This window comes from Rossellomorea sp. GQ25 (assembly GCF_059758515.1).
Window position 1 is genome coordinate 1,070,881 of the sequence record NZ_JCAXEQ010000001.1, and the last position, 14,903, is coordinate 1,085,783.

At 41.4% G+C, this 14,903-nt stretch carries 13 protein-coding genes; all 13 read right to left on the reverse strand.

Annotated features, from left to right (window positions below):
* Positions 1 to 14: 14 nt before the first annotated feature.
* Positions 15 to 3,581 carry a chromosome segregation protein SMC gene (gene smc, locus AC6CIB_RS05715; protein WP_498278570.1) on the reverse strand — a complete coding sequence of 1,189 codons (3,567 nt, stop codon included), beginning with the start codon at positions 3,579 to 3,581 and terminating at the stop codon, positions 15 to 17.
* Between the two features lie 11 nt (positions 3,582 to 3,592).
* Positions 3,593 to 4,336: a ribonuclease III gene (gene rnc, locus AC6CIB_RS05720; RefSeq protein ID WP_498278572.1), complete on the reverse strand. Its 744-nt coding sequence runs from the start codon at positions 4,334 to 4,336 to the stop codon at positions 3,593 to 3,595.
* 193 nt (positions 4,337 to 4,529) lie between these two features.
* The gene (gene acpP, locus AC6CIB_RS05725) at positions 4,530 to 4,763 is read right to left on the reverse strand and encodes an acyl carrier protein (RefSeq protein WP_113968250.1); all 234 of its coding nucleotides are present in this window, start codon (positions 4,761 to 4,763) and stop codon (positions 4,530 to 4,532) included.
* A 94-nt stretch (positions 4,764 to 4,857) separates the two neighbouring features.
* Positions 4,858 to 5,601, reverse strand: coding sequence for a 3-oxoacyl-[acyl-carrier-protein] reductase (fabG, locus tag AC6CIB_RS05730; protein ID WP_498278574.1), 744 nt, complete (start codon positions 5,599 to 5,601; stop codon positions 4,858 to 4,860).
* Entirely contained in the window at positions 5,602 to 6,546 is a 945-nt protein-coding gene (fabD, locus tag AC6CIB_RS05735) for an ACP S-malonyltransferase (protein WP_498278576.1), read from the reverse strand.
* 1 nt (position 6,547) lies between these two features.
* Entirely contained in the window at positions 6,548 to 7,537 is a 990-nt protein-coding gene (plsX, locus tag AC6CIB_RS05740) for a phosphate acyltransferase PlsX (protein ID WP_498278578.1), read from the reverse strand.
* Positions 7,538 to 8,119: a transcription factor FapR gene (gene fapR / locus AC6CIB_RS05745; protein ID WP_498278580.1), complete on the reverse strand. Its 582-nt coding sequence runs from the start codon at positions 8,117 to 8,119 to the stop codon at positions 7,538 to 7,540.
* 92 nt (positions 8,120 to 8,211) lie between these two features.
* Positions 8,212 to 10,263, reverse strand: a complete 2,052-nt coding sequence (gene recG, locus AC6CIB_RS05750) for an ATP-dependent DNA helicase RecG (RefSeq protein WP_498278582.1) — start codon at positions 10,261 to 10,263, stop codon at positions 8,212 to 8,214.
* Positions 10,250 to 11,143 carry an L-serine ammonia-lyase, iron-sulfur-dependent, subunit alpha gene (gene sdaAA / locus AC6CIB_RS05755; RefSeq protein WP_498278584.1) on the reverse strand — a complete coding sequence of 298 codons (894 nt, stop codon included), beginning with the start codon at positions 11,141 to 11,143 and terminating at the stop codon, positions 10,250 to 10,252. The genes recG and sdaAA overlap by 14 nt, the downstream gene beginning before the upstream one ends.
* A gap of 49 nt (positions 11,144 to 11,192) precedes the next feature.
* Positions 11,193 to 11,855, reverse strand: a complete 663-nt coding sequence (gene sdaAB / locus AC6CIB_RS05760) for an L-serine ammonia-lyase, iron-sulfur-dependent subunit beta (protein WP_498278586.1) — start codon at positions 11,853 to 11,855, stop codon at positions 11,193 to 11,195.
* 96 nt (positions 11,856 to 11,951) lie between these two features.
* A complete protein-coding gene (locus tag AC6CIB_RS05765; protein WP_498278588.1) occupies positions 11,952 to 13,616 on the reverse strand; it encodes a DAK2 domain-containing protein in 1,665 nt (554 codons plus the stop codon).
* A 15-nt stretch (positions 13,617 to 13,631) separates the two neighbouring features.
* Positions 13,632 to 13,994 (reverse strand): Asp23/Gls24 family envelope stress response protein, encoded by a 363-nt coding sequence (locus AC6CIB_RS05770; protein ID WP_034755738.1) that lies wholly within the window; start codon positions 13,992 to 13,994, stop codon positions 13,632 to 13,634.
* A gap of 322 nt (positions 13,995 to 14,316) precedes the next feature.
* Positions 14,317 to 14,505 carry a 50S ribosomal protein L28 gene (rpmB, locus tag AC6CIB_RS05775; RefSeq protein WP_034755741.1) on the reverse strand — a complete coding sequence of 63 codons (189 nt, stop codon included), beginning with the start codon at positions 14,503 to 14,505 and terminating at the stop codon, positions 14,317 to 14,319.
* Between the last annotated feature and the right edge of the window lie 398 nt (positions 14,506 to 14,903).

The window sequence follows — 14,903 nt, forward strand, 5'->3', positions numbered from 1 at the left end:
TTCACACCCCTTACCTAAGTTTCAAGCAATTCCTTTGTTTCTTGAAGTCTGACTGATACTAATTTGGACACACCGGATTCCTGCATCGTTACACCGTAAAGCACGTGGGCTTCTTCCATCGTTCCTTTACGATGGGTTATGACAATGAATTGTGTTTCGTCACTGAATTTCTTTAAATATTGACTGAACCTCTGTACATTTGCTTCATCAAGAGCCGCCTCTACCTCATCCAGTATACAGAATGGGACAGGTCGGATCTTGAGTATTGAAAATAGCAGGGCAATAGCTGTTAAGGCTCGTTCTCCCCCGGACATCAGCCCAAGGTTCTGCAGCTTCTTTCCTGGAGGCTGGGCTACTATATCAACACCCGTATGAAGGAGATCAGTTGGATCTGTCAGCTTTAACTGAGCTCGTCCACCTCCAAACAATGCTTTAAATACACCTTCAAATTCCACTTGAATCGCCGTGAAGGTTTGATCAAAACGTTTGATCATTTCTGAATCCATTTCATTAATGACCAGATATAGTGTGTCCTTCGCTTCAGTTAAATCATTCTTTTGCTCTACTAAAAATTCGTACCGTTCTTTAACTCGTTCATATTCATCAATGGCACCGAGATTGACGGTTCCCAGTTCTTCCAAGGCCAATTTCACAAGTTTTACTTTCTTTCTCGCTTCTTCGACCTCAATCGTTAAGGGGTAGTCCGACTTAGCCGCTTCAAACGAAAGCATATACTCATCACGTAAATGATCAAGTCGATTTTCCAGTTCAACATCCAGACGATTGATTTTCACTTCCTCGTCCCTTAAAGCTCCTACCAACCCTTTATGCTGACGCTTTAATTCTTTCAACTTGAGCTCCTCGTCTTCAACCCCATGTTGAAGATTTAAGCGCTCTTTCCGTCGTAAAGAAATCAAATTTAAAGTTTCTGATTTTTGAATCGCACACTCTTCAGCCTTCTTCCCAAGCTGCTCTTCTCCTGAAAAATTATCCTTCATTTCAGTCTGCAGCCACTCCAAATCATCTTGTAAAGTCGCCTTTCGCTTGTTTGTATCGATGATCGTTTCCTGCACACGAATTAATTGATTACGACAGTTAACCAATTGCTCGTTTCGTGCGGCCAGGTTTGCTTTTATATCACTGATTTCGTTCAATAAAGCATCCTTGGACGTTCGTTCACTATTCTTTTGGAGAGTAAGCTCGCTAATCTTTTGATCGAGCCTTGTAATCTCTTCCCCTATCTCATCGAGAGATGTTCTTAATTCTTTCGTTCTGGAATCATGCTTTTCTTTAACCGACGTAAAGTCTTTTTTCTCCAAGTCATATAGGGAAAGCCTTTCATCCAGATTTTGTTGGGATAATTCATTTTCACGAAGTTGGGAAAGAAGCTCTTGCTCCTTGAGTCGCAAACGCTCTCCTTTCACTCTCATTTCTTCCAGCTTCTTCTCTCTGAAGCTGCTTTCTTCTTTCAGTGATTTCACTTGAGATTGAAGCTGTTCAGTCTGACTTTCCATCGTTGCAAGCTTTGCTTTCATTTCTTCAAGCTCACTTTTTCTGGAGAGAAGCGAATTTTTCTTCTGCTTCACGGTACCACCGGACATGGACCCACCAGGATTTACCACATCTCCGTCCAAAGTTACGAGACGGTAGCGATATTGTATAAGCTTTGCGATTTCATTTGCTCCCTTTAAATCCTTCGTGATGATTACATTTCCAACCAGGTTCGAAATCACCATTTGGAAGCGCTGATCATAATTCAAAAGATCTGTTCCTACTCCTATAAAGGAAGGATGCCCCTTAAGCATATTTTTTTGACTATCTGGTATCGATTTCCCTTTGATCACGTTCATCGGTAAGAAAGTAGCACGGCCATATTGGTTCTTCTTTAAGAAAGCAATGGCTTTTCGGCCATCTTCTTCAGTATCAACCACGATATGCTGCATGGAGGCTGCCAGAGCTGTCTCCATAGCCGTTTCATATGATTTAGGTACGGTTATCAGTTCCGCAACCGCTCCTTGAACACCAGTTAACTGACCGTTACGTTCTTTAAGGACTTCTTTTACACCTTGGAAGAAACCTGTATAATCATCTTCCATTTCCTCAAGCATTTCTTTCCGGGATTTTGCCTGTTGCAGGAATTGGAAAGCTTGATATAGGTTTTTTTCTTGCTTTTCATATTTTGCCTTCACCGACTCAAGCTTTTGTTGTTCCTCACGGTAGAAGAATATGTGCTCATCGATTATCTCTCTTTGTTCTTGCAGCACTTTCGAAAGTTCTTTGTGGCTCAGGTGCAATTCATCACGCTGAACCACATATTTTTCATTTTCTGCTTCTAATCGGCCACTTCGATTGGATTGTTGCTCCAGCTGCTGCTCAAGGTACTGAATTTCATTTTTGGCTGAAGCCTGCTGATTCAGCTTTTCAATGTAATCACTTTTAAAGGATTCTATTACATCTTCAATATTTTCATTGTAATGCTTAAATTGATTCTGTTTCGCTATGAGGAGCTCTTTTAGTTCCTTAACGTCTGAATCGATAGACTTGAATTCCATTTCTGCTTTCTCTTTTTCAGAAGACAGTTGTTGAATTTGTTCCTCTGCTTCTTCTATCGATTGTTTTATTTGAGTTTCGTTGGAAGACGAATTTTTCTTCCGTTCCACTAGAACTTGTTTTCTACCCTCAAGTTTCTCTAATTCTTCACTTGTAGCCAGAAGCACTTCCTGAAGATTTGAAATCGACTCATCAAGAGCCGCAATTTTATCACGGGTTTGGGTTAGAACGGCTTCTTTCTTTTGTATGCGCGTGGAAAAGGCCAGTTCTTCTTTTCCATGATGTTCAAATTCTTCACTGAGCTTTTCCCACTGCTTATGTAAATCCTCAATATCATAGACCGTCAATGCGACCTCGAACTTCTCCAGCTCTTCTTTTTTCTCCAAATAATCACGTGCCATCGAAGCTTGAATTTTAAGGGGTTCTACCTGCCCTTCCAACTCATGAAGAATGTCATTCACACGATTAAGATTTTCCTGTGTTTCGAATAACTTATTCTCCGCCTTTTTCTTCCGTGTTTTATATTTCAATACCCCGGCTGCCTCTTCAAATATGGTTCTTCGTTCTTCAGGCTTACTATTTAGGATTTCCTCCACTTTCCCCTGACTGATAATGGAGAACGCTTCTTTCCCCAAACCCGAATCCATAAATAATTCAATGATGTCTTTCAATCGACAAGGTTGCTTATTAAGTAAATACTCACTATCTCCAGAGCGATACACTCGTCTTGTAACACTGATTTCACTGTAATCGATCGGAAGGGTACCGTCTTCATTATCTAAGACAAGGGTTACCTCTGCTATGTTGAGGGCTTTTCTTGAATCACTCCCGGCAAATATAACATCTTCCATTTTTGATCCACGCAGACTTTTCGCTGATTGCTCACCCAGTACCCAGCGAATCGCGTCTATAATATTGCTTTTTCCACTGCCGTTTGGTCCCACAACAGCTGTAACACCCGGGACAAACTCCACGGATATTCTTTCTGCAAAAGATTTAAACCCCATTACTTCTAGTTGTTTGAGGAACATCTTCTTTCCCCCTATTTAGCGTCTAGCTTTTGTTTTAGCTTCTCAAGAGCCTTCTGTGCGGCTTGTTGTTCAGCTTCCTTCTTCGATCGGCCTTTTCCAATACCTAATTCTTCGTCATTTAAACTGACTCGGGAAATAAACTGCCGGTTATGGGCAGGCCCGCTTTCTTCAAGGATGCTGTATTCAATCATCCCTGCACTGCCTCGTTGGACCAGCTCTTGTAACTGACTCTTATAATCCATCACATGAGAAAAAGCACCGACGTTAATTTTTGGATAGACAACTTTTTCAAGGATTGAAATCACTGTTTCTAACCCTTGATCCAAATATACCGCTCCGATAAACGCCTCAAAGACATCTGCGAGTAATGCTGGTCTTTCCCGACCGCCTGTCATTTCTTCACCTTTACCAAGTAAGATGAGTTCACCGAAATTCATTTCTATCGAGAACTTAACCAAGGAAGGCTCACATACTATGGCTGCCCTTAACTTCGTAAGTTCACCCTCACTCATCATTGGGTACTTCTTGAATAAGAATTGAGAAACCGTTAATTCCAAAACGGCATCTCCAAGAAATTCTAAGCGTTCGTTGTCTTCATAAGGCTTACGACGATGCTCATTCACATAGGATGAATGAGTAAAAGCTTGTTTAAGTAGTTTTTCATCATCAAATTGTATTCCGATTTCACCTTGAAACGTTTTAAACTTACTATCATTTTTATGTTTGGATATTTTGTTTCTACTTTGCTTCCGCATAAGGCACTCCACCTTGCTATATATGTTCTCTTTTTTCTACTTATCAAGTTTATGCTAAAAAAAGCAATTACGCAAAAGTTTCTTGCGCATGTTAGAACACAAATAAACTTGGTAGAAGTGAGACCTCTACCAAGTTTTAAATGGTTTTGAATAAAAGATCAGCATGTGCTTATCTTGAAATTCAATCTAACGATTAAGCTTTTGCTTTTATGTAGTTCACAGCATCACCTACTGTGCCGATTTTTTCAGCATCATCGTCAGAGATTTCCATGTCAAATTCATCTTCAAGTTCCATAACCAGCTCAACTACATCAAGGGAGTCAGCTCCTAGATCTTCTTTGAAAGAAGCTTCAAGAGTTACTTGAGATTCATCTACACCTAGACGATCTACGATAATTTTTGTTACACGATCTAATACTTCTGCCATTTTTGTCACCTCCCCTCAAGTATTATAGAGCATTTTGACCTCTAATGAAAAGAGTATCCACGAAAACAATCTATAAATTATTATTTATTTGCCATTACATGACCATTCCACCATCGATATGAAGAGTTTGCCCTGTCATATAAGAAGCAGACTCAGATGCAACGAACGTTACCACCTTCGCAATATCCTGAGGATCACCAAAGCGGCTTAAAGGGATTTGCTTTAACATTTCATTACGTACATCTTCCGGAAGCTGATCCGTCATATCCGTGGAAATGAAACCCGGAGCGATTGCATTCACTGTGATGCCACGAGGTGCTAATTCTTTGGCTGTAGTTTTCGTTAATCCGATTACACCAGATTTAGCAGCCACATAGTTGGCCTGTCCAGGGTTTCCACTCACACCGACAATCGAAGAAATATTGATGATTCTACCACTTCTTTGCTTCATCATTTGGCGTGTAACAGCCTTGGTACAAAGGAAAACGCCTTTAAGATTGATGTTGATTACATCATCCCATTCTGCTTCTTTCATTCTCATTAATAAATTATCCTTCGTGATTCCAGCATTATTAACAAGAATATCAACTGAACCGAATTCGCCAATCGTTTCCTTCACCATCGCTTGAACAGCATCACTATCTGATACATTACATTGTACGGCAATGGCTTCCCGGCCTAAACCTTTAATCTCATCGACAACTTCATTTGCCTTCGCTTCACTACCAGAATAGTTGACGGCTACATTACAGCCTTTGCGGGCAAGCTCAAGAGCAATTTCCCTTCCGATTCCCCGGGATGCTCCCGTTACAAGGGCAACTTTTCCTTCTAAATTCATTTAAGCTTCCTCCTTTAACGCTTGGATGGTTTGTTCCAATGATGCTTCATCTTGAACAGCATAAGTTTTCACCCGTCTATTCACTTTCTTCACTAAGCCTGAAAGTACTTTACCAGGTCCAACTTCAATAAACGTATCCACATCTAATTCAAGCAGTTTCTCAACAGAATCTTCCCATTGAACAGGTGAGTATAATTGTTCGATTAATAAACGCTTGATTTCTTCTCGATCAGTCACAGGTTCTGCCGTCACATTCGCAATGACCGGTACAGCTGCATCTTCAATCGTTATTGAATCCAAAATTGTAACAAACTGATCTGCAGCAGGTTTCATTAATTGAGAATGGAACGGACCACTCACTTGAAGTGGAATGACCCTCTTTGCTCCAGCTTCTTTGGCTTTCTCTGAAGCAAATTCCACTCCTTTCACCGTACCTGAAATCACAATTTGACCAGGACAATTTAAGTTTGCCAGCCCCACTGGATTTCCCTCTTTCGTTACAAGATCGGTAATTTCTTTGAGTGGTTCTCTTGCCATACCCAGAACAGCAGCCATCGTGCCTTCTCCACTCGGAACCGCTTCTTCCATGAATTCCCCTCTTTTACGAACAGCATACACCGCATCTTCAAAGCGGAGGGCACCCGCCGCTACCAAGGCGGAATATTCACCTAAGCTATGTCCGGCCGTATAATCTGCTGTAATACCTTCTGTTTTTAAACGATCTAGAATCGCGATGCTCGTTGTTAATAGAGCTGGCTGAGCATTTGTCGTTTGAGTAAGCTCTTCTTGCGGTCCATCAAATATAACACTTGTTAATTCCGATTCCAATCTTTCATCCGCTTTAGTGAAATACGCTTGTACTTCAGGGTATTTGTCAGCTAATTCTTTTCCCATCCCAACAGTTTGAGAACCTTGTCCAGGAAAAATGAACGCAATTTTACTCATTTTATTCTTCACTCCCCTTGATAGCATCTTTAATGGTATTGGCGACATTGTGTTTCACCATTTCTCTGGCTTGTCTCATGGCATTATATAGGGCAACTTCATTTGAAGAGCCATGGGCTTTAATCACCGGTGCCTTCAGACCAATTAAGCCCGCGCCTCCATACTCTGTATAATCAAGCATATTTTTCATTTGCTTTAAATCATTTTTCACTAATCCTGCAGCCAATTTATTTTTTGTTGACGCTGTGAACGTCTTTTTAAGCATAGAGAAAACAGAAAGAGCCGTTCCCTCAATCGTCTTCAACACCATGTTGCCGGTGAATCCATCGGTTACGACCACATCCGCAGGACCTTCAAGTAAGTCCCTGGACTCTACATTTCCAATAAAATGAATAGGAGCGTCCTTTAATAATTGGAAGGTCTTCTTGGTTAATTCATTCCCTTTTTTATCTTCAGTCCCGATGTTTAATAAACCTACGCGAGGATTGTTGATACCTCTTACTTTCTCGGCATATATGCTCCCCATGATGGCATATTGCAACAGATGTTCAGGCTTGGCATCTACATTTGCACCTAAATCGAGCATAAGAAATCCCTTACCATCCAATGTTGGAAGCGTAGGTGCCAAGGCAGGTCGTTCAATTCCATCAATTCTGCCTACAATGAACAATCCAGCTGTCATAAGGGCACCTGTATTCCCTGCTGAAATACACGCATCCGCTTCTCCATTATTGACCGCTTGTGCCATCAGCACCATCGATGCATTCTTCTTGCGTTTGACGGCTCTTACAGGTTCGTCTGTTGCCTCGATCACTTCATCCGTATGAACGATTGTCAATCGATCAACTGGTGTGATGTACTGTTTGATTTGGTTTTCATCTCCGTATAAAACCACTTCTATATCATTAAATTCACTTAATGCCCGTTTTACACCAAGAACTATTTCTTTAGGAGCATGATCTCCGCCCATTGCATCTACGGCTAACTTCATCTACGCTTCATCCTTTGCAGAATTTTTAGAGCGATACATCTCAAATTCACCTATGAAAACGAGTTCGCTACCGACTACACTTTGAACTTCTACAGTTGTTCGATCCTTTTGATCTTTCATATGTATCACTTTCGCTTTTGCAACAACACGCTCACCTTCCTTTACAGGTCGAGTGAATCGGATCGTTGACTTGGCAGTCAACGCTAGATCATCATTAATAACGGCAACAGCAAGAGAGTTCGCTTGAGCAAATAAATGGTGCCCCCTCGCTATCCTATTTCGAACGAAAACATGTTCTTGTTTCACATCAAAAATGGAAATCGCGCTCTGATCTAACTCTATATCAATAATTTCTCCAATAATCTCTTCAATAGGTAATGATTTCACTTCATCTTCAAATGACTTCTCTGCCACATATTTAATCCGTTCACGAAGTTCAGGGATCGATAATTCCATACGATCCAACCTGATTGTCTGCACACTTACTCGAAAACGTTCAGCTAATTCTTCATCTGTTATGAAAGGATTTTCCTTTATCGTGTCTGTAAGGTTTCCCTGTCTTTCTTTCTTTGAAAGTCTCAATATCAACACCGTCCAGTATTAGTACTAGGTACTAATAGTAGTATATAATCAAAAAAAGCAGATTGCAAGAAATAATCTCACAATCTGCCTGTCTAGTCTAGCTTTTCACCCTCTAATATCCCCGCCCCGGATAAATACTCCCTGAGCGGTTCATATTCGGGATCCTTCCAGAAATGATCGGATTGAATTAAGCCTGCAGCATCATCTCTCGCAACTTCCAACGCACGATAGTCATGCACCATATCTGCCACTTTAAACTCAGGAAGCCCGCTCTGCTTTCTTCCAAAGAAATCGCCTGGACCCCTTAGTTCAAGGTCTTTTTCACTCAGAACAAATCCATCATTGGTTTCCGTCATGATCTTCATTCGTTCTTTTCCAACCTCGGTTTTCGGTTCGGCAAGAAGAATGCAATAGGATTGATGTTCGCCTCGTCCAACCCTTCCCCTTAACTGGTGAAGCTGAGACAACCCAAAGCGTTCGGCATCATATATCAGCATGAAAGTAGCGTTTGGAACATTCACACCCACTTCGACAACCGTGGTGGATACAAGTACTTGAAGATGGTTTGCACTAAACTCCCTCATCACTTCATCCTTCTCATCGGGGTGAAGCCTTCCATGCATCAACCCTACGTTGTAACGTCCTTCAAAGTAGTGCAGCAATTGATTGTAAACATCTATCGCATTTTGAACATCCAGTTTGTCCGACTCTTCAATCAGCGGACAAATCACATAGGCCTGCCTGCCTTGATCTAATTCCTTGTCCATAAACGAAAGCACCCTTGATAACATATCCGCTTTAGCCCAGTAAGTTTCAATCGCCTTTCTCCCTGCTGGCATTTGGTCGATTATACTTACATCCATTTCACCAAACACCGTAATGGCAAGAGTCCGTGGAATAGGAGTTGCTGTCATAAATAATACATCAGGACTTTCCCCTTTTTCCCTGAGTACACGTCTTTGATTTACCCCAAAGCGATGCTGTTCATCGGTTACAACCAGGCCAAGATGCTTAAATTGAACATCCTCCTGAATAAGTGCGTGTGTTCCAATAAGTATATCAATTTCTCCGTCTTTTAATTTTTCTAATAAAAGCCGTCTTCTTTTTCCTTTTACCGAGCTTGTTAACAGGGCAACAGAAAGGCCCACAGGTTCCAACAATTCACTCAGAGAGTTTGCGTGCTGTTCTGCGAGAATTTCTGTAGGGACCATTAAAGCCCCTTGATATCCTGCTGTTACACTGGAGTATAATGCAATAGCCGATACGACAGTCTTCCCGGAACCAACGTCACCCTGTAAAAGGCGGTTCATACGATAAGGGGACTTCATATCTGCTGAAATTTCATTTACCACGCGCTTTTGTGCATCAGTTAAAGGAAACGGCAAAGAGTCAACAAACGCTTTGACCTTATCTAAATCATAATGCTGCTGCACACCAGATGAATGTTCTCTCTCAAATTTTCTAAGAGCCTGCATTTTCAGTTGAAACAACAAGAACTCCTCATACACAAATCGTCTTCTTGCCTGTTTCATGTCACCAGCGGAATCTGGAAAATGAAGTTGATAAAGAGCCTCATCTCGATTGGACAGCTTATATTTCTCCATAAGATGATGAGGCAGGTTCTCCGTCAACAAATAACTGTAGTCCTGAAAAGCCTTTTTAATGAATTTTCTTAGTATGTTGTTTTTAATAGAGCCTCTTAATGAATAAACAGGTTCAAAGTCACCCTGTTTCCCGTGGGGTCCAGAATGAAAATACTGAACTGTTATGATTTGCCTATTCTTATCCCATTTCCCTGTCACAGTCACCGTATCGTGAAGGTTTATTTTCTTCTTTAAATACGGCTGATTAAAAAATACGGCCTGTACTAAATTTCTTCCAACCAATATTCTTAGGGTTAAACGCGATTTTTTTCTCCCATAATACATTAATGCAGGTTCTGAATGGACCTTCCCTTCCACTGTGACACGCTCATCATGGGCTACTTCCTCCAAATCTCGAAGCCTGTAATCCTCGTACCTGTAAGGCAGGTATTCTAACAAATCCAGAACAGAATAAATCCCCATTGCATTCAGCTGTACAGCTGTTTCTTCACCAATCCCCTTGATGACCTGGATCGTTAGTCCTTCGTTATGAGTCTTCACGTTTATTCAGGGAAACCCCAAAGATTTTCGCTTCAAGCTCCCTGCCTGTAGGGGTGGCAGCCAACCCTCCTTGAGCCGTTTCACGGAGAGCCACCGGCATTGTTTGACCGATTTTGTACATGGCGTCAATCACTTCATCACATGGAATACGGCTCGTAATGCCTGCAAGTGCCATATCTGCCGCAACCATCGCATTGGCAGCTCCCATTGCATTCCGCTTCACACAGGGTACCTCAACGAGTCCCGCAACCGGGTCACACACAAGACCTAACATATTCTTTAAGGTAATTGCCATGGCCTCAGCGGATTGACTGGGTGTTCCCCCTGCCATTTCAACGATCGCTGCTGCAGCCATTCCACTGGCAGATCCAACCTCAGCCTGACATCCACCAGCTGCACCTGAGATGGAAGCGTTATTCGCTACAACAAACCCAAACGCTCCAGACGCAAATAAGAAGCGGATCATTTCATCTTTTGTAGGATTCAGCTTATTTTTAACAGCGAACAATGTTCCCGGAACAACCCCTGCTGACCCTGCAGTTGGCGTCGCACAAATCGTTCCCATTGCAGCATTCACTTCATTGGTTGCTACCGCTTTACTTACTGCATCCAGGATGGTGTCCCCAGAAAGTGAGCGGCCTTTCTCAATATATTTTTGTAAAAGCACAGCATCCCCGCCTGTTAAACCTGAATGTGATTTCACACCTTCCAGCCCTCTGGCTACAGCCTGTTCCATCACTTCAAGATTTCTCTCCATTTGACTGTATACTTCCTCAAAGGTTTTGCCTGTAAATTCTATTTCTTGTTCAATCATAATATCAGAAATTTTCTTATTTTGACTTTCAGCAAGTTCAACTAACTCTGCTACATTTCGAAACATTAAAATGACCTCCTCGTCTGAATGTAAACGCTATCATTATAGTAATTGATCAATCGGAAATCCGGGTAACTTGAGTAATATTGGGCAGTGACGTTAATTCATTGATGACAGCTTCATCAATCAGCTGATCTACTTCAATTGTCATCAATGCCATCTGACCCTTTTCTTTACGCGAAACATCCATATGCCCGATGTTCAATTGATGTTTGGCAATGACATTGGATACAGATGCAATCGCCCCAAATCTGTCGTCATGAACGACCAGTATAGCAGGATGATGACCTGACAATTTGAGCTCAAATCCGTTAAGTTCGATAATTTCAACTTTCCCTCCACCAATGGAGATACCCACTAATTCAATTTCTCCTTTGTCATCTCCCATCCGGATACGAGCCGTATTCGGATGATCCGTGATGGCATCTTCCTCTTGAAACTTGATCTTTATCCCTTTTTGTTTTGCTACATTGATTGATTCGATAATTCGTTCATCAAATGTATCATAATCGAGGATTCCACCTACAATGGCTACGTCTGTTCCATGACCCTTGTACGTTTTTGCAAATGATCCATAAAAGGATATCGTCGCCCATTTCGGTTCCCTGCGAAACAGGTTTCTCGCCACTCTTCCTATTCTGGCAGCACCAGCCGTATGTGAGCTTGATGGACCAATCATAACAGGACCAATAATATCAAATACACTTTTGTATTTCATGACTTTTCCCCCTCACTTAACATCCAAACTATACAACCATTCTAACATAATTGAAGGGGACAAACTCCATATAGAGCTGCCCCCTTCCTTTATTCCTTATTCAACTGAGAATATATAGGAGTAAAGTGGTTGTTTACCATTATGAACTTCCACTTCAACATCTTCATAATGCTCTTCTACATACTCTTTTAATAAATGCACGTCCTCTTCTGTTACATCTTCACCATATAGAATGGTTAGAATTTCGGAGTCTTCATCCAGCATTTTCTCTAATAAGCTTTGTGCCGACGTTTGACGGTTATGATCAGAAATAACAATCTTACCTTCTGCGATTCCCATAAAGTCATCTTTCGCAATCGCAACACCATCAATATTCGTATCTCTTACAGCAAACGTGATTTGACCCGTTTTGACCTGCTTCGAAGCCTCAATCATTAACTGCTTGTTATCTTCAACAGAGGCTGATGGATTAAAAGCAAGTAATGCAGCCATTCCTTGAGGTACTGTCTTCGTAGGTACAACAGCTACTTCCATTTCAAGAACTTCTGCGGCTTGATCTGCTGCCATAATAATGTTTTTATTATTTGGCATGATAATGACTTTCTTCGCATTCACTTCTTCAACAGCTTTCACGATATCCTCCGTACTTGGATTCATCGTTTGACCACCTTCGATCACAGCGGTAGCGCCGATGCTTTTGAACAACTCGGAAATCCCTTCACCCATCGCAACCGTTACAATGGCAAAGTCAACTTCTTTTGGTGCAACAGGAGCTTGCGCTTTCACTGGCTTTGTTTCACCAACGATGCTACTGTGTTGTTGTCTCATGTTCTCAATCTTGATATTGATGAGGCTTCCGTATTTATGACCATACGTCAATACATCACCCGGTTGTTCAGAATGGATATGTACTTTAGCTAATTCATCGTCACTTATGACAAGCAGAGAATCACCGAATCCACTTAAATCCTGACGGAAATCTTCTTCATTAAATGATTGTTTGTCTTGTTCAAACCTGACCATGAATTCAGTGCAATAGCCAAATTCAATATCCTCGGTACTCATGAAATCTTGAGCTGTTTTATGGTGCTCAGCACTCACGAGATCATTCATGGAAGGTAACGAAGCTTGATTTGAAACCTTTTCTCCCTTTAGCTCAGCTAAAAATCCTTCATATACGAATAGTAGTCCTTGACCACCACTATCAACCACTCCCACTTCCTTTAGAACAGGAAGTAAATCAGGTGTACGATTTAACGAAGCCTGAGCCTCATCGACGATTGCCTGCATTAGCTTTACGAAATCATTTTCTGATTCAGCTACAGAAACACCTTTTCTGGCAGCATCTTTCGCAACCGTTAGAATCGTTCCTTCAACAGGTTTCATAACCGCTTTATAAGCCGTTTCTACTCCTGTTTGAAGTGCATTGGCAAATTCTGCACTTGATAAGGATTCTTTCCCTTCAATCGCTTTACCAAAGCCTCTGAACAATTGGGATAAGATAACACCTGAGTTACCTCTTGCTCCCATCAATAACCCTTTTGAAAGAGCAGCAGCCACATTTCCAATATGACCTTGAATTTGGTTTTGAACTTCCTTCGCACCAGAAGTCATGGATAAATTCATATTTGTTCCAGTATCACCATCAGGAACAGGAAAAACGTTCAGCGCGTCAACCAGCTGCGCATGCGCAGATAATTGGGTGGCACCTTGTATCACCATTTCAGCAAAACGTTTTCCTTCCAAAGATGTAATCGACACGAATCTTCCTCCTCACTACGGGTTCGTGACACGAACCCCCTGCACAAAAATATTTACTGAATCTACCGCCAAGCCGACGGTCTTATCAAGAGTATATTTAACCTTGGATTGTACATTATGAGCAATCTCAGAAATTTTTGTACCATAACTCACAATAATATACATATCAATATGTACTTCTTCTTCATCTTGACGAACAATCACTCCGCGAGTGAAATTTTCCTTACGTAAGATATCTGTGAACCCGTCTTTAATTTGGTTCTTTGAAGCCATTCCAACAATTCCGTAGCAATCCACCGCTGCACCTCCAGCAATCATTGCAATGACATCATTCGTAATATCAATTTGTCCGTACTGCGTTTTCAATTCGATGGACATGGAATGTTTTCCCCCTTTAATTACATGCTTGGCTAAAAACATTTTACTATAAGTATGCTGTTTTTGAAAGATAAACTATTATCTCTACGTGATTTGTTAGGTCATGCCCTCTATTTTTTCCTTATTATGCAAAGATTAATCATTTATACTTCAGGTGAGGTGAGTGATGATAATCATGTTTTAGAGAAAGGATTGGTCATGTTCCAGATACTTAATCAAGAAATGTTCTGATTTTCTATGTGTCTAGCAGATCACCTTACCCCACTGCGCCAGAAGATAGAAAAAAGACGCCTAGCAACTAGACGTCTTCTCGTTTTAAGTATTATACGCGTTCAACTTTACCAGATTTCAACGCTCTTGCAGAAACCCATACTTTCTTAGGCTTTCCGTCTACAAGAATTCGAACTTTTTGCAGGTTTGCACCCCAAGTACGCTTGTTCGCATTCATTGCGTGAGAGCGAGCGTTACCTGAGCTAGCTTTACGGCCTGTTACTACGCATTGTTTTGCCATAATATATTCCCTCCTCACTAACAAGAAGCTGAAGTTAATTTCAGTTCCACATTTCGCTTATTATCATAAAGATACTTTAATAATTTATCACACAACTCTCTATAATGCAATACTACAATTAAAACCTTTCAAGAAAAAATACTTTACAGCAAGAAAAGCGGAGGCGGCTTGGTCAGAGGCGACAAGCATAAGACGAATCAACCGGAAAGGCGTTCTTTGCCTTTTTGGTTGATTTGACTTATGACCTCGAGGGGCTAGCCGCCGGAGCAGGACATTTAGAAAAGCGGAAGGGGCTCGTCCTGAGGCGACAAGCATTTCTGGGAAATTCCTGAAGGCGCCTTTTGCCTTGGGGATTTTTCAGAAATGACCTCGAGCCTCTAGCCCCTGGAGCTGGACAT

Coding starts and splice junctions, on each gene's coding strand:
- smc (WP_498278570.1), bottom strand. CDS start 3,581: ATGTTCCTCAAACAACTAGAAGTAATGGGGTTTAAATCTTTTGCAGAA.
- rnc (WP_498278572.1), bottom strand. CDS start 4,336: ATGCGGAAGCAAAGTAGAAACAAAATATCCAAACATAAAAATGATAGT.
- acpP (WP_113968250.1), bottom strand. CDS start 4,763: ATGGCAGAAGTATTAGATCGTGTAACAAAAATTATCGTAGATCGTCTA.
- fabG (WP_498278574.1), bottom strand. CDS start 5,601: ATGAATTTAGAAGGAAAAGTTGCCCTTGTAACGGGAGCATCCCGGGGA.
- fabD (WP_498278576.1), bottom strand. CDS start 6,546: ATGAGTAAAATTGCGTTCATTTTTCCTGGACAAGGTTCTCAAACTGTT.
- plsX (WP_498278578.1), bottom strand. CDS start 7,537: ATGAAGTTAGCCGTAGATGCAATGGGCGGAGATCATGCTCCTAAAGAA.
- sdaAA (WP_498278584.1), bottom strand. CDS start 11,143: ATGTTTCGAAATGTAGCAGAGTTAGTTGAACTTGCTGAAAGTCAAAAT.
- sdaAB (WP_498278586.1), bottom strand. CDS start 11,855: ATGAAATACAAAAGTGTATTTGATATTATTGGTCCTGTTATGATTGGT.
- AC6CIB_RS05770 (WP_034755738.1), bottom strand. CDS start 13,994: ATGTCCATCGAATTGAAAACGCAGTACGGACAAATTGATATTACGAAT.
- rpmB (WP_034755741.1), bottom strand. CDS start 14,505: ATGGCAAAACAATGCGTAGTAACAGGCCGTAAAGCTAGCTCAGGTAAC.